At 71.2% G+C, this 17405-nt stretch carries 21 protein-coding genes; 6 read left to right on the top strand and 15 right to left on the bottom strand.

Annotated features, from left to right (window positions below; all coding sequences use genetic code 11):
* Position 1: 1 nt before the first annotated feature.
* Positions 2-856 (bottom strand): patatin-like phospholipase family protein, encoded by an 855-nt coding sequence (locus ACIP5O_RS11465; RefSeq protein WP_401291462.1) that lies wholly within the window; start codon positions 854-856, stop codon positions 2-4.
* Positions 853-1611 (bottom strand): DNA alkylation repair protein, encoded by a 759-nt coding sequence (locus tag ACIP5O_RS11460; protein ID WP_401291459.1) that lies wholly within the window; start codon positions 1609-1611, stop codon positions 853-855. The genes ACIP5O_RS11465 and ACIP5O_RS11460 overlap by 4 nt, the downstream gene beginning before the upstream one ends.
* A gap of 256 nt (positions 1612-1867) precedes the next feature.
* Between ACIP5O_RS11460 and ACIP5O_RS11455 the strand changes: the two genes are divergently transcribed.
* From ACIP5O_RS11455 to ACIP5O_RS11445, 3 genes are all read left to right on the top strand, one after another.
* Complete coding sequence (locus ACIP5O_RS11455; protein WP_401291456.1) at positions 1868-2623, top strand: TVP38/TMEM64 family protein; 756 nt, start codon at positions 1868-1870, stop codon at positions 2621-2623.
* A gap of 139 nt (positions 2624-2762) precedes the next feature.
* A complete protein-coding gene (locus ACIP5O_RS11450) occupies positions 2763-3635 on the top strand; it encodes an undecaprenyl-diphosphate phosphatase (protein ID WP_401291453.1) in 873 nt (290 codons plus the stop codon).
* Between the two features lie 85 nt (positions 3636-3720).
* Positions 3721-3894 carry a hypothetical protein gene (locus tag ACIP5O_RS11445; protein ID WP_401291451.1) on the top strand — a complete coding sequence of 58 codons (174 nt, stop codon included), beginning with the start codon at positions 3721-3723 and terminating at the stop codon, positions 3892-3894.
* Between the two features lie 57 nt (positions 3895-3951).
* Here the strand turns inward: ACIP5O_RS11445 and ACIP5O_RS11440 are convergent, their stop codons facing one another.
* The 3 genes from ACIP5O_RS11440 to ACIP5O_RS11430 all read right to left on the bottom strand — a co-directional run bounded on the left by ACIP5O_RS11440 (position 3952) and on the right by ACIP5O_RS11430 (position 6768).
* On the bottom strand, positions 3952-4545 hold the full coding sequence (locus ACIP5O_RS11440) for a flavin reductase family protein (protein ID WP_401291448.1): 594 nt from the start codon (positions 4543-4545) through the stop codon (positions 3952-3954).
* Positions 4546-4583: 38 nt separating this feature from the next.
* Entirely contained in the window at positions 4584-5489 is a 906-nt protein-coding gene (locus ACIP5O_RS11435; protein WP_401291445.1) for a Gfo/Idh/MocA family protein, read from the bottom strand.
* A 61-nt stretch (positions 5490-5550) separates the two neighbouring features.
* Positions 5551-6768 carry an FAD-dependent monooxygenase gene (locus tag ACIP5O_RS11430; RefSeq protein WP_401291442.1) on the bottom strand — a complete coding sequence of 406 codons (1218 nt, stop codon included), beginning with the start codon at positions 6766-6768 and terminating at the stop codon, positions 5551-5553.
* A 251-nt stretch (positions 6769-7019) separates the two neighbouring features.
* On the opposite strand from ACIP5O_RS11430, the gene ACIP5O_RS11425 reads away from it, so the two are divergent.
* The 3 genes from ACIP5O_RS11425 (at position 7020) to ACIP5O_RS11415 (ending at position 8638) form a co-directional block, all read left to right on the top strand.
* Complete coding sequence (locus ACIP5O_RS11425) at positions 7020-7634, top strand: TetR/AcrR family transcriptional regulator (RefSeq protein ID WP_401291439.1); 615 nt, start codon at positions 7020-7022, stop codon at positions 7632-7634.
* Between the two features lie 34 nt (positions 7635-7668).
* Complete coding sequence (locus ACIP5O_RS11420; protein ID WP_401291436.1) at positions 7669-8205, top strand: DinB family protein; 537 nt, start codon at positions 7669-7671, stop codon at positions 8203-8205.
* A gap of 166 nt (positions 8206-8371) precedes the next feature.
* A complete protein-coding gene (locus ACIP5O_RS11415) occupies positions 8372-8638 on the top strand; it encodes a hypothetical protein (protein ID WP_401291434.1) in 267 nt (88 codons plus the stop codon).
* Between the two features lie 49 nt (positions 8639-8687).
* Here the strand turns inward: ACIP5O_RS11415 and ACIP5O_RS11410 are convergent, their stop codons facing one another.
* From ACIP5O_RS11410 to ACIP5O_RS11365, 10 genes are all read right to left on the bottom strand, one after another.
* Complete coding sequence (locus tag ACIP5O_RS11410) at positions 8688-9161, bottom strand: hypothetical protein (RefSeq protein WP_401291432.1); 474 nt, start codon at positions 9159-9161, stop codon at positions 8688-8690.
* A 69-nt stretch (positions 9162-9230) separates the two neighbouring features.
* Positions 9231-9914, bottom strand: a complete 684-nt coding sequence (ung, locus tag ACIP5O_RS11405) for a uracil-DNA glycosylase (RefSeq protein ID WP_125660780.1) — start codon at positions 9912-9914, stop codon at positions 9231-9233.
* Between the two features lie 90 nt (positions 9915-10004).
* The gene (locus ACIP5O_RS11400; RefSeq protein ID WP_401291429.1) at positions 10005-11585 is read right to left on the bottom strand and encodes an ABC transporter substrate-binding protein; all 1581 of its coding nucleotides are present in this window, start codon (positions 11583-11585) and stop codon (positions 10005-10007) included.
* Between the two features lie 148 nt (positions 11586-11733).
* The gene (locus ACIP5O_RS11395) at positions 11734-12501 is read right to left on the bottom strand and encodes an SDR family oxidoreductase (RefSeq protein WP_356544968.1); all 768 of its coding nucleotides are present in this window, start codon (positions 12499-12501) and stop codon (positions 11734-11736) included.
* A gap of 34 nt (positions 12502-12535) precedes the next feature.
* Positions 12536-13297: a 3-oxoacyl-ACP reductase FabG gene (gene fabG, locus ACIP5O_RS11390; protein WP_365547623.1), complete on the bottom strand. Its 762-nt coding sequence runs from the start codon at positions 13295-13297 to the stop codon at positions 12536-12538.
* Positions 13298-13475: 178 nt separating this feature from the next.
* Positions 13476-13859 (bottom strand): DUF3037 domain-containing protein, encoded by a 384-nt coding sequence (locus ACIP5O_RS11385; RefSeq protein WP_401291425.1) that lies wholly within the window; start codon positions 13857-13859, stop codon positions 13476-13478.
* Complete coding sequence (locus ACIP5O_RS11380; protein WP_401291422.1) at positions 13856-14737, bottom strand: HipA family kinase; 882 nt, start codon at positions 14735-14737, stop codon at positions 13856-13858. Before ACIP5O_RS11380 ends, ACIP5O_RS11385 begins: the two co-directional genes overlap by 4 nt.
* Positions 14738-14847: 110 nt before the next feature.
* The gene (locus tag ACIP5O_RS11375; RefSeq protein WP_401291420.1) at positions 14848-15939 is read right to left on the bottom strand and encodes a tyrosine-type recombinase/integrase; all 1092 of its coding nucleotides are present in this window, start codon (positions 15937-15939) and stop codon (positions 14848-14850) included.
* A 192-nt stretch (positions 15940-16131) separates the two neighbouring features.
* The gene (locus ACIP5O_RS11370) at positions 16132-16413 is read right to left on the bottom strand and encodes a helix-turn-helix transcriptional regulator (protein WP_401291418.1); all 282 of its coding nucleotides are present in this window, start codon (positions 16411-16413) and stop codon (positions 16132-16134) included.
* 177 nt (positions 16414-16590) lie between these two features.
* Positions 16591-16803, bottom strand: a complete 213-nt coding sequence (locus ACIP5O_RS11365; protein WP_401291416.1) for a hypothetical protein — start codon at positions 16801-16803, stop codon at positions 16591-16593.
* Between the last annotated feature and the right edge of the window lie 602 nt (positions 16804-17405).

Here is a 17405-nt window from a genome sequence, read left to right as displayed (position 1 = left end):
GTCAGCCGTTCCGGACGGCGGCGACGGCCGCCGCGTGGCGGGCGGCCTGGGCGCGTCCGGCGCGGGCCGCGGCGGCCCGGTGGGCGGGGTCGAGCGCGTTGCGTCCGAAGGCCGCGCGGGAGTCGGCGTCGGGGGTGATCACCTCGACGCGGGCCCCCGCGGCGGCGAGGTCGGCGCCCTGCCGCTCCGGCGAGGGGATCACCCTGCTGCCGCGTCCGTCGGGGGCGAGGACGACGACCCCCTCGTACCCGGCGGCGAGGTGGGCGTTGGCCGTGGAGTGGATGCCGCCGTCGATCAGGCGGCGCCCGCCGACGGCGGCCGGGGGCCAGAGGCCGGGGACGGCGCAGCTCGCGGTGACGGCGTCGACCAGCGGGACGCCGTCGGCCGCGCCGTACGCGACGAGCTCGCCGGTGGCGGCGTCGACGGCGGTGACCAGCAGCGGGCGGGCGGGCCACTCCGTGGCCGGTCCGAGCCGCCGGACCACGGTCTCCCGGCGGGTCGCCCCGTCCACGGTGTCGGCTCCGAGGGCGAGGCGGCCGATCCTGCGTCCGTACTCCTCCGGGGTGCGGGACCGCAGGACGGCGACGGCGTACCGGAGGAGCGTGGGGACTCCGAGGCGCGCGGCGGGTTCCCCGTCCTCGTCCCCGAGCTCCCGCTCGTACAGTTCGGGGAGGCCGATCGCGCCGAGCCGCGCCCCGACGACCGCGCCGGCGGAGCTGCCGACGACGAGGTCCGCCCCGGTCAGGTCGGTGCCGGCGTCGAGGAGTCCCCGCAGCACGCCGGTCTCCCAGGCGGCCCCGACCATGCCGCCCGCGCCCAGTACGAGTGCCGTCCGCTTCTCCGTCTTCTGCGTCATGTCCCCATTCTGGCCGGGTGGTTGGGGAGTTCGGTGGGCGGGGTGAGGTTCTTGAGGGCCTCGCGGACGGAGAGGGGGGAGAGCCGGGACCCGTGGGCGGCGACGAAGGCGCGGACCTCGGCGGGGGCCGTCTTGGCGTACTCGCGCAGGCTCCAGCCGATCGCCTTGCGGACGAAGAAGTCGGGGTGGCCGGCGCGGCGCAGGCAGTGGTCGAAGAGGCGGTCCGCGTCGGTGGCCCCCTTGAAGCGGAGCTGGTGAAGGAGGGCGGTGCGCGCGACCCACGGGTCCTCGTCGTCGATCCACGCGTCCATCTCGGCGGCGAGGGCGGGGTCGGCCGCGACCAGGCCGCCGACGACGTGGGCGGCGAGGTGGTCGACCGTGTCCCACCAGGAGACGGTGGTGACGAGGCGGCGGGCGACGGGCAGGAAGCCGGAGGAGCAGCGCCGCACGTGGCGGTGGAGGTAGTCGACGGCGAAGTAGTGGTACTCGCGCTCGGGCAGCGCGAAGCAGCGCAGGGCGATCGCGGCGCAGTCGTCCTCGTCGGGGCGGGAGGTGCCGTCGAGGACGGTGCGGGACAGGGCCCGGCGCTCGGGCGTCCGCACCCCGAGGAAGGGCGCGACGCCCTTCATGTACGCGACCATCTCCTGCGCGCGGAAGGGGTTCCCGGCGGCGGGGTAGAGGGTGGTGAGCCGTTCGAGGACGGTGTCGGCGAGGGCACTGGCGGGAGGTCCCGCGGGTGCGGGGCGGGCCGTCACGGGGTCCCTCCGGACACGGGGCCGATCGTCACGAGGTCCCTCCGGAGACGGGATCGATCGTCACGGGGTCCCTCCGGACACGGGGCCGGTCGTCACGGGGTCCCTCCGGACACGGGGCCGATCGCCACGAGGTCCCTCCGGACACGGAATCGGTCATGGGACGGGCCTCTCGGTCGCGGTGCGTTCCGGAACCCGGTCCGGACGGACATGACGCACATTACGGCGCCCTTCCACACACGTCCGTTACTCTCCCCGAATGCTCGCTCCCGTGCCCCGGCCGCCGGGCTCCCCCGCCGCCCGCTGCTCCCGGGCCCTCCTCGCCCCCCGCTCGCGCCTCGCGCTGCTCGCGCTGCTGCTGCTCACGGCGGCCACCCTCGTGGTGCTCTACGAGCCGCAGCGCCTGCTGGCCTCGGGCCGGCCGCTGCGGACGAGCGGCGCGGACGCGGTGCTGCTCTTCGCCCTGGCGTACGGGGTGTGCACGGCGGCCTTCGTGCCGCGCCCGGTCCTGAACCTGGCGGCGGGCGCGCTCTTCGGCTCGGCCGCCGGTCTGACGGGGGCGGTCGCGGGGACGGTGCTCGGCGCCGGGATCTCGTTCACCCTCGGCCGGTACCTGGGCCAGGACGCGCTGCGGCCGCTGGTGCGGGGCCGCTGGCTGACGGCGGCGGACGGGCAGCTGAGCCGGCACGGGTTCCGTTCGATGCTGGCGATCCGGCTGTTCCCGGGGGTGCCGTTCGCCGCGGCCAACTACTGCGCGGCGGTCTCCCGGATGAAGTACGCGCCGTTCCTCCTGGCGACGGGGATCGGTTCGGTCCCGAACACGGCGGCGTACGTGGTGGCGGGCGCCCAGGCCGGTTCGCCGGGTTCGCCGGCCTTCCTCTTCTCCGCGGGCTTCATCGTCCTGTCGGGGCTCGGCGCCGCGGTGGTGGCCTGGCGCAAGCGCCACGGCCTGCGGGCGGCGGCTCCCGTGCGGCACGACGCGCCGGAACCGGAGCCGGCGGTCGGCGTCCGCTGAGGTTTGCCGACGCCGTTCCGGGAGATACGGCGGGCGCTACCTCGTGTACATGCTCCGTCGGGGGATTCTTCACCTCTGGGCGGTACGCTGCGCACGACCTTCTGACCACACACGTACATAACGGGACGGCCCTGGCCCCATGAGTTGGTTCGAATCGTTCATCCTGGGACTCGTCCAGGGGCTGACGGAGTTCCTCCCCATCTCCTCCAGCGCGCACCTGCGCCTCACGGCGGCGTTCGCCGGCTGGCACGATCCGGGGGCGGCGTTCACCGCGATCACCCAGATCGGCACGGAGACGGCGGTCCTGATCTACTTCCGCAAGGACATCGTCCGGATCGTCTCGGCCTGGTTCCGTTCCCTCACCGACAAGTCGATGCGGTCCGACCACGACGCCCAGATGGGCTGGCTGGTGATCGTCGGTTCGATCCCGATCGGCGTCCTCGGCATCACGCTCAAGGACCAGATCGAGGGCCCCTTCCGGGACCTGCGGCTCATCGCCACCACCCTGATCGTCATGGGCGTCGTCCTCGGCGTCGCGGACCGGCTGGCCGCCCGGGACGAGATCGGCGGCCGCCACCGGGCGATCCGCGAGCGCAAGACGCTCAAGGACCTCGGCGTGCGGGACGGCCTGATCTACGGCGTCTGCCAGGCGATGGCCCTGATCCCCGGCGTCTCCCGCTCGGGCGCGACGATCTCCGGCGGCCTGCTCATGGGCTACACCCGCGAGGCGGCGGCCCGCTACTCCTTCCTCCTCGCGATCCCGGCGGTCCTCGCCTCGGGCGCGTACGAACTGAAGGACGCGGGCGAGGGGCACGTCTCCTGGGGCCCGACGATCTTCGCGACGATCATCGCCTTCGCCGTCGGTTACGCCGTCATCGCCTGGTTCATGAAGTTCATCACCACGAAGAGCTTCATGCCGTTCGTGATCTACCGGATCCTTCTGGGCATCCTGCTGTTCGTCCTGGTCGGCACGGACACCCTGAGCCCGCACGCGGGCGAGTCGGCGGGCTGATCGTCTCCCGCCCCCTCCCGTCGGAGACACGAGTCACGTCGTCCGGAGGCCGGTCCTGTCAGTCCCGCCCCGTAGGCTTGTCCTCATGTCCGAGACTCCCGAGCCCGCAGCCCAGGTCGCCGATCCCGCCGTCATCAACTGCCGGATCCGCGCCCTCCTCGGCCGCGGCGAGCTCACCGGGGCGGACCGCGAGGAGTACGGCCGGCTGCTGCTGGAGTGGGAGGCGGCGGTGCGCGCCGAGCAGGAGCTCGCGGCGTAGGCTCCCCGTCCCCGGCCCGTCCGAACCGGGCAGGTCCGGCTCCTCGGGGCCGACGGCTCAGGGCCGGTACGGCACCCGGGCCATCTCCTCGATGCCGCCCAGGGTGCCCCACTCGTTCCTGCCGAGCCGGGACAGCGGGCGCATCAGCGTCATCTCGGGGTGGCCGTCCACGAGGACCGACTCGTCGACGGCCGCGTGGACGACCCGGCCGAAGACCACCGTCGAGTCGCCGATCCGCAGGGTGCTGTGCAGTTCGCACTCGAGCGCCACGGGCGACTGCGCCACCCGCGGCGGCTTCACCCGCAGGCTCGGCTCCCGCTCGATCCCGCACGCGTCGAACTCGCTCACCCCGCGCGGGAAGTCCGTCGCGGTCGCGTTGATCCGCTCGAAGAGGGCCTCGGGGGCGAGGCTCACCACGAACTCCCCCGTCTCCTCCACGTTCCGCAGCGTGTCCTTGTGCCCGACCGAGGTGAACTGCACGACCGGCGGCGTGACCGCGGAGATCGTGAAGAACGAGTGCGGGGCGAGGTTGTCCGTCCCGTCGGCCGACCTCGTGGACACCCAGGCGATCGGCCGGGGCACCACGGTGGCGGTGAGCAGCCGGTAGAAGGAGGTGCTGTCGGTCGATCCGGGATCCACGTTCACGCGCATGTCGGACAGTATGACCGGAGATCCGGCGGCCCCGTGGGTCAGGAGGCCTGGGTCAGGGACTCCCGTACGACGCGCTCGCACAGTTCGTGGGTCAGCAGGGCGTCGCGGGCGCTGAGCACCCGGCCCTCGCGCACCGCGTCGAGGAAGGCGAGCACGGCCTGCTCGATGCCGCGCTGGCGGGCCACGGGCACCCAGTCGCCGCGCCGGCGGACGGTCGGCTGGCCCTTGTGGTCGACGACGTCGGAGAGGTTGAGGACCTGGCGCTTGGTGTCCCGGCCCGAGACCTCCAGGACCTCCTCGGTGGAGCCGTTCATCCGGTTCATCATGCCGAGGGCGGTGAACCCGTCGCCGGAGAGCTGGAGCACCACGTGGTGCAGGAGCCCGTCGCGGACCCGGGCCCGCACGTCGACGTGCTCGATCTCGCCGGGCAGCAGGAAGCGCAGGGTGTCGACGACGTGGATGAAGTCGTCGAGGACCAGCGTGCGGGGGTCCTCGGGCAGGCCGATCCGGTTCTTCTGGAGCAGGATCAGGTCGCGCGGGTGGTCGAGGCACTGGGCGTAGCCGGGGGCGAAGCGCCGGTTGAAGCCGACGGCGAGGGAGACCGCGCGCTTCTCCGCGAGCTCCACGATCCGCTCGGAGTCGGCGTACTCGTAGGCGAGGGGCTTGTCGACGTACGTGGGGACGCCGGCCTCGACGAGCCGTTCGGCGATCTCGGCGTGCGCGGCGGTCGAGGCGTGCACGAAGGCCGCGTCGAGTCCGGCGGAGAGCAGCCCGTCGAGGGTGGTGTGGCGCCGGCCGGCGGGCAGGTGCAGGGTGTCGGCGACCCGCTCCACGGTGGCGGGGGTGCGGGTCTGCAGGTGCAGTTCGACCCCGGGGAGGGTGGCGAGGACGGGGAGGTAGGCCTTCTGCGCGATGTCGCCGAGTCCGATGCAGCCAACCTTCACGGGTGTCTCCCTTGTCGTCGTTCACCGGGCCCGCTCGTACGGGCCGTTCGCGCCGGTCAGCTTACGCGGGACGGGCCGGGTCGCCGGGCGGCCGCCAGTCGGCGATGCCGTCGAAGCCCCGCAGGAGGAACCCGGGTCCGAGGCGGGAGGCGGCGACGACGAGGGCGGAGCGCAGGGCGACGGCCGGACGGGCGGAGAGCATCGTGAGCGCTCCGGTGCGGGCGGCCTTGCGGACGACGGCGGTGGTGCGCGGCAGCCGGTCCGCGGTGTAGGCGGCGAGCGCGCGGCTCGGCACGAACGCGTCTCCGGAGCCCGCGTGGTGGGCGAGGACGACGGCGTCCTCGACGGCCTGGTTCCCACCCTGTCCGAGGGACGGCATCATCGCGTGCGCGGCGTCCCCGAGGAGGGCCACCCTGCCCCGGTGGTGGGCGGGGAGCGGGGTGATGAGGTGGTGCACGTCGTGCCGCAGGATCCGGTCGGGTTCGACGGCGGCGAGGAGTTCGGGCACCGGGTGGTGCCAGCCCTCGAAGAGGCGCAGGAGTTCGGCCCTCTCGTCGTCGGGCGCGCGGGCGCCCTCGGGGGCGTTGGCCATGGCGTACGCGTAGACCCGGCCGTCCTTGAGCGGCTGGGTGCCCCACAGCCGTCCGGCACCCCAGGTCTCGTGCGGTGCGAAGGGCCGTCCGGGGGCGGGGACGACCATGCGCCAGCTGGTGCGGCCGGAGTAGCGGGGGCCGGGGTGGCCGGGGAAGAGCGCCCGCCGGGTCGCGGAGTGGATGCCGTCGGCGGCGAGGACGAGCTCGGCCTCCCACTCCGTCCCGTCTCCCCCGGTCACGGCCGTGACGCGGGCCGGACGCCGGTCGTCCCCCGGGTCCGTCACCGTGGCGGTCGTGCCGGTCCGGACGGTCCCGTCCGGGAGGGCGGAGGTGAGGATCTCGACGAGGGTGGCGCGGTGGAGGAGGACGAGGGGGCCGCCGAAGCGCGCAGCGGCGGCCTCCGCGTCGGTACGGACGAGCCAGCGGCCGCCGGGGGTCCGCATGCCGCCGTCCCCCTGCCAGGCGGAGAGGGCGCGGACCCGGTCGCCGAGGCCGACGACGTCCAGGGCCCGTTGGGCGTTGGGGGCGAGGCCGATGCCGGCGCCGACGGGGGTGAGGTCGGCGGCCCGTTCCAGGACGGTGACCCGCCAGCCCCGCCGGTGCAGGGCGACGGCGGCGGTGAGTCCCCCGACGCCGGCTCCGACGACGAGGGCGCGGTGCGCGTCGGCGCCGTTCGCGCCGGTCATGCCATTCGCGCCATTCGCACCGGAGGCGTTCGCTCCGGCGCCGTTCGTGCCATTCGCGCCATTCGTGCCGGGGGCGTTCGGTCCGGCGCCGTTCGCGTCGGAGCGGCTCGTGTCGGCGTGGTGCTGTTCCATGGCTGTCCCCTCGGGGCGGGCGACCGTCGAACCGGAAACTACAGGTGTAGTGACCTCGGCACCGCGACCGTACTACAGGTGTAGTGCCGCGGGTAGGGGCCGGTAGTAGGTTGTCCTCCGTGACCGCAGCCCCGGACTCCCCCGCCCCGCGTGCCGAACGGATCGGCGACGCCGCCCTCGACCTGCTCGTCGAACGGGGGATGCGGGGCCTCACCCACCGGGCCGTGGACGAGCGGGCCGGGCTGCCGCAGGGGTCGACGTCCAACCACGCCCGCACCCGCCAGGCCCTCCTGGAGACGGCCGTGCGGCGCCAGGTCGAGCTGGAGTCCCGGGTCCTCACCCCGCACGAGATGCCGGGTCCCGACAGCGGCGGGGACGCGCTCGTGGACGCGCTCGCGCTCGCCCTGCACCGGTACCTCACCGACCACCGCCCGCTGCTCGTCTCCCGCTACGAACTGGCCCTGGAGGCCACCCGCCGCCCCGAGCTGCGGAGCTTCTTCGACCGGGCGGGCGCGGTCTTCCACGGCCCGCTGACCGCGATGATGGCGGCGGCCGGCTCGGTGGCCCCCGAACGGCACGCCCTGTCCCTGATCGCCTGGTCCGAGGGGCTGATGTTCTCCTGCGCGGCGGGCTCCTTCCACGCGTCCGTGCCGAGCCGCGCGGAGCTGCGCACCGGGGTCGACGAGCTGTTGCGCGGCATGCTCGGGGGCCCGCCCCGGTCCGCACCGGCGTGAATCCCCTGGCGCCGTCTCCCGGTCATGGGGGACGATGCCGGGCATGATCACCGAACAGAGCGACACCACCCCGCGCGTCTCCCCGTCCACCACCTCGGGCGAGCGCGAAGCACTGGAGCAGTGGCTCGACTTCCACCGCGCGACCCTCGCGAGGAAGTGCGAGGGGCTGGACGACGCCCAGCTGCGCACCCCCTCCGCCCCGCCGTCGGACCTCAACCTGCTCGGTCTCGTCCGGCACATGGCCGAGGTAGAGCGAGGCTGGTTCCGCCACACCCTGGCCGGCGAGGAGGCTCCCTGGATCTACTCGACGGAGGAGGACCTCGACCGGGACATCCACACCGGGGAGGAGGACACCTACGAGGAGGCCCACGCCACCTGGCAGGCCGAGATCGCCCACGCCCGCACCCTGGCGGCGACCCGCGGCCTCGACGACCTGGGCGTCGGCAAGCGCCACAGCGGGGAGGAGTACAACCTCCGCTGGATCTACCTCCACATGATCGAGGAGTACGCCCGTCACAACGGCCACGCGGACCTGCTCCGGGAGCGGATCGACGGCGCGACCGGCGACTGAGGCGACCGGACCGCCGGGCCGCCCGGCGGGTCAAGGGCGGACGCGCGCCGGCTCACCCGTGCGGGGCATTCCCCGCCGGTAGGGGCGCGAAGATCGCCGCCGGAGCAGCAGAGTGGCGCGGGTGCATGGAACCCGAACCACAGCGAAGATCCTGTTAGGGGCGGCGATGGCCGCCCTGACCGGCTGCGTCTCGGTCGACGCGCCGCCGCCGACGCCCGCCCCCGCCCCCGCCCCGGCGGCGGAGCCCGTACGGCCCGGGAAGGGCGTCGCGCCGCAGCTCGTCGACGGCCCGGCCCGCGAGGCCCTCGAAGCGGCCCTCCCCGCTCCCCCGCCGCCCGCGGCGGCCCCGCGGCTTCCGGAGGAGCCCCGCCCCGACGTCGTACCGGGGCAACGGGAACGCCCGCGCGCTTCGGCCTCCCCCTCCGGACGATGAGCCGGCGGTACGCCCCCGGGGGCGCCGCCCGTGAGCGGTCGGCGGCCCGTCACTCCCCCTGCAGTCGCCACTCCAGGCGCTCGATCGCGGCCCGTACCCCGTTCCCGTAGCCGTCGTCGTCGAGGTGGGCCGACGCCGCGCGGGCCAGGTCCAGATGGGCGCGCGCGGCGTCGGGCCGGTGCAGTTCGACGTAGTCGGCGGCCAGGTTGAGGTGGAGCGAGGGGTACAGCGCCCGGACCGCGGCCGACGCGTCGTGCGCGGCGAGCCGCTCGTCCGTGAGGTCCTCGGCCGCGCTCAGCGCCCGCAGGTCCCAGGCCAGCTCGGTCTCGGGGTCGTCCTGGGTGTCCGCCATGTAGTGCGCGAGGGTGCAGCGGTGCAGGGGGTCCCCGTCCGGGCCGATCTGCTGCCAGAGCAGCCCGAAGCGGTTGCGGGCCTCCTCGCGGTCGCCGCCGTGGAGCAGCATCAGGGTCTGCCCGATCCTGGTCATGACCCCGTCGTCCGACACCTGCTGCTGCTCGGTCACCGCGACCTCCACAAGATCACCACTGGGAGGGCCGACGCTAGCCGTCGCCGGCCCGGATCGGGCCGAGGCTCAGCCGAGGTCGGGGATGCGCCAGTCGATCGGCTCGTGGCCCTGGGCTGCCACGGCCTCGTCGATCTGCGTGAAGGGGTGCGATCCGAAGAACTTCTTCGCCGACAGGGGCGAGGGGTGGGCGCCCTTCACCACCACGTGCCGCTCCTCGTCGATGAGCGGCAGCTTCTTCTGCGCGTAGTTGCCCCACAGGACGAAGACGGCCGGGTCGGGGCGCGAGGCGACCGCGGTGATCACCGCGTCCGTGAACTTCTCCCAGCCCTTGCCCTTGTGCGAGTTCGCCTCGCCGGCGCGGACGGTCAGCACGGCGTTGAGCAGGAGGACGCCCTGCTCGGCCCACGGCATCAGATAGCCGTTGTCCGGGATCGGGAGGCCGAGCTCGGCGTTCATCTCCTTGTAGATGTTCCGCAGGGAGGGCGGGGTCTTCACGCCGGGGCGGACCGAGAAGCAGAGGCCGTGGCCCTGGCCCTCGCCGTGATAGGGGTCCTGACCGAGGATCAGGACCTTCACCTTGTCGTACGGGGTGGCGTCGAGGGCGGCGAACACCTCGTCCTTCGGGGGGAAGACCGGTCCCTTGGCGCGCTCCTCCTCGACGAACTCGGTGAGCTGCTCGAAGTACGGCTTCTGCAGCTCCTCGCCGAGAACACCCCGCCAGGACTCGGGCAGCATGCTGGTGTCGGTCACGGTCAACAACCTCCGGTGGACGTTCCTGTCTACGTCCCAGAACCTACCGGGGGCCACTGACAGCGGCCCCCGCAGGTCTTCCCGTGTCCGCTACCAGCTGGCCCGGCGGTGCAGCTCCCACATCTGCATGACCGTCTGCGGGTCGAGGGCGCGCTCGCCGCCGCCGATGTCCTCGCGGGCCGCGATGTAGAGCTTGCCCTGCCACAGGGGCAGCAGCCGGACGTCCTTGACCATGATCTCCTGGGCCTCCACGAACTCGTCCGTGACGGTCCCGCGGTCGCTCTGGCGGCGGGACTTCGGGAGGATCTGGTCGGTGATCCGGGGGCTCAGGTAGGGCGTGCCGAGGACGTTCTCCTTGCCCACGAAGGGCGCGACGAAGTTGTCCGGGTCCGGGAAGTCGGGGAACCAGCCGCGGCCGAAGACCGGGTACTCGCCCTTCTGGTAGGCCGCCTGGTACTCCGTCCAGGGCTTGCCCTGCAAGGTGACCTCGAAGAGCCCGGACTCCTCCAGCTGCCGCTTGAGCTCCTTGAACTCGGCGGCCGTCGAGGAGCCGTAGCGGTCCGTGGTGTACCAGAAGGTCAGCTTGACGGGCTCGTCGATGCCGGCCTCGCGGAGGATCTTCTCGGCCTTCTCGACGCTCGGCGTGCCGAAGCGGTCGAAGAACTGGGTGCCGTGGGCCGCGATGCCCTTGGGCACCATGGAGTACAGGGGCTCGGCGGTGCCCTGGTAGACCCGGTTGACCAGTTCGTCGCGGTCGACGAGCTGGGCGATGGCCTTGCGGACGGGGAGCTTGGCGACCGAGGGGTCCTGGGCGTTGAAGACGAGGTAGCGGATGTCGGTGCCGGTCGACTCGACGAGCTGGAGGCCCTGGTTCTCGGGCTTGTCGTCCTGGAGGGAGACGACCTCCTCGGCGGTGAGGCCGCGGTAGGTGGCGTCGATCTCCTTCTTCCGGAGCGCCGCGACCATCGCCTCGGACTCCTTGAAGTACGTGATGGTCACCCCCCCGTTCTTGAGGTGCGCGAACCCCTTGTACGTGGGGTTCTTCGTCAGCTCCGCCGACTTGCCCTCGGTGTAGGAGTCGAGGACGTACGGGCCCGAGCCGCTGACCTTGCCGTCCTTCGAGCGGAGCCGGTCGGCCGGGTAGTCGGCCGGGTCCACGATGGACATGGCGGGGGTGGCGAGGACGAACGGGAAGGTGGCGTCCGGCTTGTTGAGTCGGAAGACGATCGTGCGGTCGCCGACGGTCTCGATCTTGTCGAGGGAGCCGAGCATGCCGTTGGGGCCGCCCTTGTGGTCGATCGTGCGGATGCGCTCGATCGAGTACTGCACGGCCTTGGCGTCCAGCTTGTGCCCGTTGGAGAACGTGAGGCCGTCGATGAGCTTGCACTCGAAGACCCGGCTGGCGGTGTCCGTGAACTTGCAGTCGGCGGCGTCCGACTGCGGCGTCGTGCTGCCCGTCGGGAAACTCACCAGGGTCTGGAAGACGTTCCGGAAGAGCTCCCAGGCATTGTCCCAGGACGCGGCTGGATCAAGCGTGGAGGGAGAACTCGTCGTGCCGACCACGAGCCTCTGATCCCCGGCGGATTCGCTGTCCGAAAAGACACCGCATCCGGTTACCAGGGATATGGACACAAGGGCTGCAGCCGCCTGCAGACTGGTCCGGTTGAACACGTGCACGCTCCTCGTTCAGCCATGGGTCGGCCGACGATACCGCAGCACCCCGTCAGGTCAATGTTCGAGCCCGACGGGGCACTTGAGTCATTCGAGGCAGAACCGGGGTCAATCCGGACACGAATTCCGGAAAGTGTCCGGTTATCGGTCACCCGACTCCGGCGTTCAGGAAAATCCCGCCGTCGACGACGAGCGTCTGGCCGGTGATCCACTCCGACTGGGAGGAGGTGAGGAAGGCCGCCGCGCCGCCGATGTCGGCCGGCTCGCCGAGCCGGCCGAGCGGATAGGAGGCGGCGGCCTCCGCCTCGCGGCCCTCGTAGAGCGCCTGCGCGAATTTCGTCTTGACAACGGCCGGGGCGATTGCGTTGACCCGGACGACCGGCGCGAATTCGTGCGCGAGCTGAAGGGTCAGATTGACCATCGCGGCCTTGCTCATTCCGTACGCCCCGATGAAGGGCGAGGCGGATACGCCGGCGATCGAGGCGATGTTCACGATCGCGCCGCCGTTGTGCTTCTGCCAGGCGTGCCAGGTCCGCTGGGCGAAACCGAGCGCGGAGACCACATTCGTCTCGAAGACCTTGCGGGCCACATTGAGGTCCAGGTCCGCGATGGGGCCGAAGACCGGATTCGTGCCGGCGTTGTTGATCAGGAAGTCCACCCGGCCGAAGCCGTCCATCGCCGCCTCGACGGCGGCGGCCTGGTGGGCCTCGTCGTGGGCCTTGCCGGGGACGCCGATCGCCCGGTCCGCGCCGAGGCGCTCCACGGCCTCCTTGAGGGCCTCCTCGCCGCGCCCGGTGATGACGACCCGGTCGCCGCGGGCGACCAGCGCCTCGGCGATGCCGTAGCCGATGCCGCGGCTCGCCCCGGTGACCAGGGCGACCTTGCCGGACGGCTCCGGCGGTTCCTGCGTGCTCATGTCCGTCTCCTCCTGCTCGTGTCGCTGCCGGTCGTCAGTTGAGGGGGCCGCCGGCCACGTACATGACCTGGCCGGAGACGAAGCCGGCGTCGTCGCCCGTGAAGAACGCGATCGCGTTCGCGACGTCCTCGGGGCGGCCGACCCGCTGCACCGGGATCATGGAGGCGGCGGCGGCCTGGAACTCCTCGAAGCCCATGCCGACGCGCTCGGCGGTCTGCGCGGTCATCTCGGTGACGATGAAGCCCGGGGCGACGGCGTTGGCGGTGACGCCGAACTTGCCCAGCTCCTTGGCGAGGGTCTTGGTGAAGCCCTGCAGGCCGGCCTTGACGGCCGAGTAGTTGGCCTGGCCGCGGTTGCCGAGGGCCGAGGAGGAGGAGAGGGAGACGATCCGGCCGAAGCCCGCGTCCACCATGTGCTTCTGACAGGCCTTCGCCATCAGGAAGGCACCCTTGAGGTGCACGTTCATGACGAGGTCCCAGTCCGACTCGGACATCTTGAAGAGCAGGTTGTCGCGGAGCACGCCCGCGTTGTTGACGAGGATCGTCGGCGCTCCGAGCTCGGCGGCGACGCGCGCCACGGCGGCCTCCACCTGGGCGCCGTCGGAGACGTCGCAGCCGACCGCGAGGGCGGTGCCGCCCGCGGCCGTGATCTTCTCGACGGTGTCCTTGCAGGCCGCCTCGTCGAGGTCGAGTACGGCGACGGCGCGGCCCTCGGCCGCGAGGCGGATCGCGGTGGCCGCGCCGATGCCCCGTGCGGCACCCGTGACGACGGCTACGCGCTGCTCGGTGGTGGACATGCTTGGTTCTCCTCGCCCTTGGATCGTCCCTGGTGGCGGCCGGACCGTCGTCCGCTCCTGCGTCCCGCACATGAGCGACCGCTTAGTATCGTCCGCAGACGAGACGCTAGAAGCCCTGGCACCCGGTGTCAACGGCCCACCGGGTGCACCTGGTCACCCTCCGTCCGGGGACGGACGCTCAGCGCACGAGGAGATCGAGCAGGCGTTCCACCTCGGCCTCGGGGTCGGCGGTGAGGCCCGTGTGCACGGGTCCCGGCTGCACGACCGTGGAGCGCGGCGCGATCAGCCAGCGGAAGCGGCGCCCCGCGTCGTCGCGCGCGGCCTGCCCGGCCGCGTCCCCGCCGAGGCAGACCCCCTCGACGGCACGGAGGGCCGCCCGCACCCCGGTCACGTCGGCCGCCGGGTCGAGCGCCGCCAGCCTGGCCTCGTCCAGGTGCGTGCGGGCGGCCACGAAGGAGCGGGCGCGGCAGTAGACGACCACGCCCGCGTTGAAGCACTCGCCGCGCTCGATCCGCGGCACCACGCGCAGCAGCGCGTACTCGAAGACGTCGCGGTCGCTCACGTGGTGCTGTCCTTCTCGGCGGGCTTGTCGGTGGGCTTCTCTGCGGTCTCGTCGGCGGGGCGGGGCCGGGGCGCGAGGCGTTCGGCGAGCCAGCCGGGCGGCCGCTGGGTCCGGTTCTCGGTGCGCGGTCCGAGCGTGATCCGCTCGTGGATGGTGGCGGCGCGGGGCAGCAGCGCCTCGACGTAGGCGGCGCGCACCTCGTCCGCGCCCGTGAAGCCGGGCTCGTCGAGGAGCCACTCGTCGGGCACGTCGGCGGCGACCTCGTCGAGGAGCTCGCGGGTGACGAGCGGCGCGAGCTCGGCGGCCGCGGCGGCGACGTCGGGCGCGAAGGGGGCGAGCGCGTGGTCGGAGGCGTCGTACGGCTTGGCGGCGGAGGCGGCGGCCCCCGGCCAGTTGTGGTGCCAGATCATGGTGGCGCCGTGGTCGATGAGCCACAGGTCGCCGTGCCAGACGAGCATGTTCGGGTTGCGCCAGGACCGGTCGACGTTGTTGACGACCGCGTCGAACCAGACGACCCTTCCCGCCTCGGCCGGGTCCACCTCGTACGCCAGCGGGTCGAAGCCCAGCGACCCCGGCAGGAAGTCCATGCCCAGGTTGAGCCCCCCGCTCGCCTTGAGCAGCTCCTGCACCTCCTGGTCGGGTTCGGAGAGCCCGATGACGGGATCGAGCTGGAGGGTGACGAGCTCGGGCACCCGCAGCCCGAGCCGGCGGGCGAGCTGCCCGCAGATCACCTCGGCGACCAGGGTCTTGCGCCCCTGCCCCGCGCCGGTGAACTTCATGACGTACGTGCCGAGATCGTCGGCCTCGACGATCCCGGGGAGCGAGCCGCCCTCACGCAAGGGCGTGACATAGCGGGTCGCTACGACCTCTTGCAACACTTTCCCAGGCCACCCATCTCTTCAACCTTGCAATCCACGGAAGACTTCTCCGGAGCGCAGAGGCAGGGATCACGGCGCAACAGCGCTGGGGAGAATCTGGGGAGTTTCGGCTAGCAAGCTGCTCCCCCGCGCTCCCCAAGCAGACCGTCGATGGTGCCGCGTCCCTTGCTGCCGGCCTCCGGCATGAAGTGAGCATAGTAACCGAGAGTGATCGCAGGCGAGGAGTGTCCGAGCCACCGAGCCAGGGTCACGACGGACTCTCCGGCTTCCAACATGATCGAGGCGTAGGTGTGCCGAAGCACGTGGAATCCGTCCTTCGGGGCCGCCGCCCACTGCCAGGGCTTCGACCCCTCGGCACGTGGCGGGATGACGCCCGCCTTGGCCAAGGCGGGCTTCCAGGTGTAGGTGTTCCACGTGTTCACCGCCACAGCGTTACCGAAGCGTGTGGTGAGCAGCAGGGAGAACTTCTTCCTCTCCCCTTCAGGCTTCCCCCACGGCAGCTCCACCTCTACTGGCGGAAAACCTGCAATGTGACGCCTCAACTCTTCCGCTACCGAAGGAGGCAGATCCACCGTTCGGATCTTCTTCCCCTTTGGCAGGGCGAAGTAGAGCTTTCCGTGAATTGCCTGCACCTGGCGCCGAACGTGAAGCATGCCGCGTTCATAGTCAATGTCCTCCGGGCTCAGCCCGAACACCTCGCCCTGGCGAAGCCCGCACCCCAGACCGACCACGACAGCGATCCTGTTCCGCTCGCTGATGGCATCCCGGACTCGCAGTGCGGTGTCCATCGGCCACGCGTCGCGCCGCTCTCGGGGCGACTTGGGCCACCGCACAGATTTCGCGTGCATGGGATTGCGCGCGAGGCGCCTGTCGTCGACGGCCGCTTCCAGGATGGAGGAGAGTTCGGAGAGGATGCCACGCTGATAGTCGACCGACGAGACCGTAGACTCCAACTTGGATATGAACGCCCGCAGATCCGTTGCGACAATACTTCTCAGCGGAAGCCGGCCCAGGTGCGGGACAATGTGGAGACGCCATCTGCGCTCCTGACTGTCCTGGGTCTTCGGAGCACCTCCGCGCCCTGGCGCCCAGTGCGTCTCGATGTACTCGGCCAGCGTGATGGACCCGTCGCGCGGGTCCACGAACTCACCTCGCTCTTCGTCCGTCGCTGCCCGGCGAAGCCATGCCTTGGCGTCCTCCAAGGTCTCGAAGGAACGATCCCGGACGCCCGGGATGCCGGCGACCTTATACCGCTTCCCCTTCCCGTAGCGCGGGGTCTTCTCCCTCCTCCCGGTGGTTGGGTCCTTCTTCTTCTTGATCCAACGGTCCTCGATGTAGCCGGCCAGCTTAGTTTCCTTTCGAAATGACGCAAAAGCGTGATGATATTCAAGACGTCATGCATCGGGGTTACGTCGCTGCGGAGATGCAGCCAGTGGGCTCAAAGCAAGATTGGAACGGGAATCTGCACGTTCCTGCTCATGGATCCAGGCGTCGAGGGCTGTCCGCCGATACATGACCCGGCCGCGGGGCCCCATTCGGAAGCTCGGCGGCCCCTTTCTGCGGTGGCGCCAAACGTAGAGGGTATGGGGCGACAGCCCCAGATACTCTGCAGCCTCGTCGACTCGCAGAAATGCCTCTCCTGGCGAAGCGTGAGGGGAGGGTTGGGGTACCTTCATGAGGCTCCTCGCGGACATGCCGGCAAGTTTTCTCCACTGCCTTTACTGGACGGGGATACGTTCGCGATGCTCCACCGCCAAGTGCAGCCACCTGCGAACACATTAATGATCCGCAGGATCCCCGGTTTCGGAAACCGGGGATCGTCCGCTATATTGCGCCCCGCACTCAGCACCCCATCAGGTCGCGAGGCTGTATCGCCGAACACCATCGTGAAGTTGACGACGGGACAAGTAGCTTTCCTTCGCCAACCACTCAAGGCTGATCTGGGCTGCCCGCGTCGAGCAGCCAACAGCTCTCGCCACCTGGCCAGCCGTCACTTCGGGGTGATTTGCCACCCATGCGAGGACCTTCTGGCCGAGCAAAAGATCCTGCTGCTTCTGGGCAGCCACGAAAATCCCAGCGGCACAGAGGCAAAGACATAGGGCGGTTGAGACGCCGACAAGGTCACCTTGCAGCGATGCCGTAGCAGCATTCATTGCCCCCACAGCAAAGAGGACTGGAGATGCATATCGAAGGGATCGAGACAGGGAAGCTCCTAAAAGATGAGGCCGCGAGTTAGTCGCGGATAAATCGGTAGGTGTGTAGGTTGACATGCGGATGCGTTTTACTCCAGTCCTTCCGCCGGGACTCCTGTCTGCCGTGAGCGAATGACCAGTCAGATCGAATCGGAGATTCCCTAATTACACACAAAGACGCCCTTGGCTCATCCTCCACAACCCGAAGCACTCCCGGTCTCCAGCAGGGCCCCTGACCGAGGCGTGCGCGGCCCTGGCCGACGCTGCCCGCGGGGGACTGTGCTGCGGATGGGGATGGCGTCGCGGCTGACGCCGTGGTCGCGGGCGAGAGCGGCGATCGAGCGGCCCTCCAGCTCCGCGAACGCGCGCGGCGGCCAGCATGCGACGGGCGTCCTCGCGGACGATCTCGTCCTTCAGGGAGCCCGGCCTCAGGAGGAGCGCACCGACTTCGAGGGTCATGTCACAGACGGACGCGC

The sequence above is a fragment of the Streptomyces sp. NPDC088915 genome (assembly GCF_044749825.1).
In the GTDB taxonomy this organism is placed as follows: Bacteria; Actinomycetota; Actinomycetes; order Streptomycetales; family Streptomycetaceae; genus Streptomyces.
This window is presented reverse-complemented; position numbering and strand designations above follow the sequence as displayed.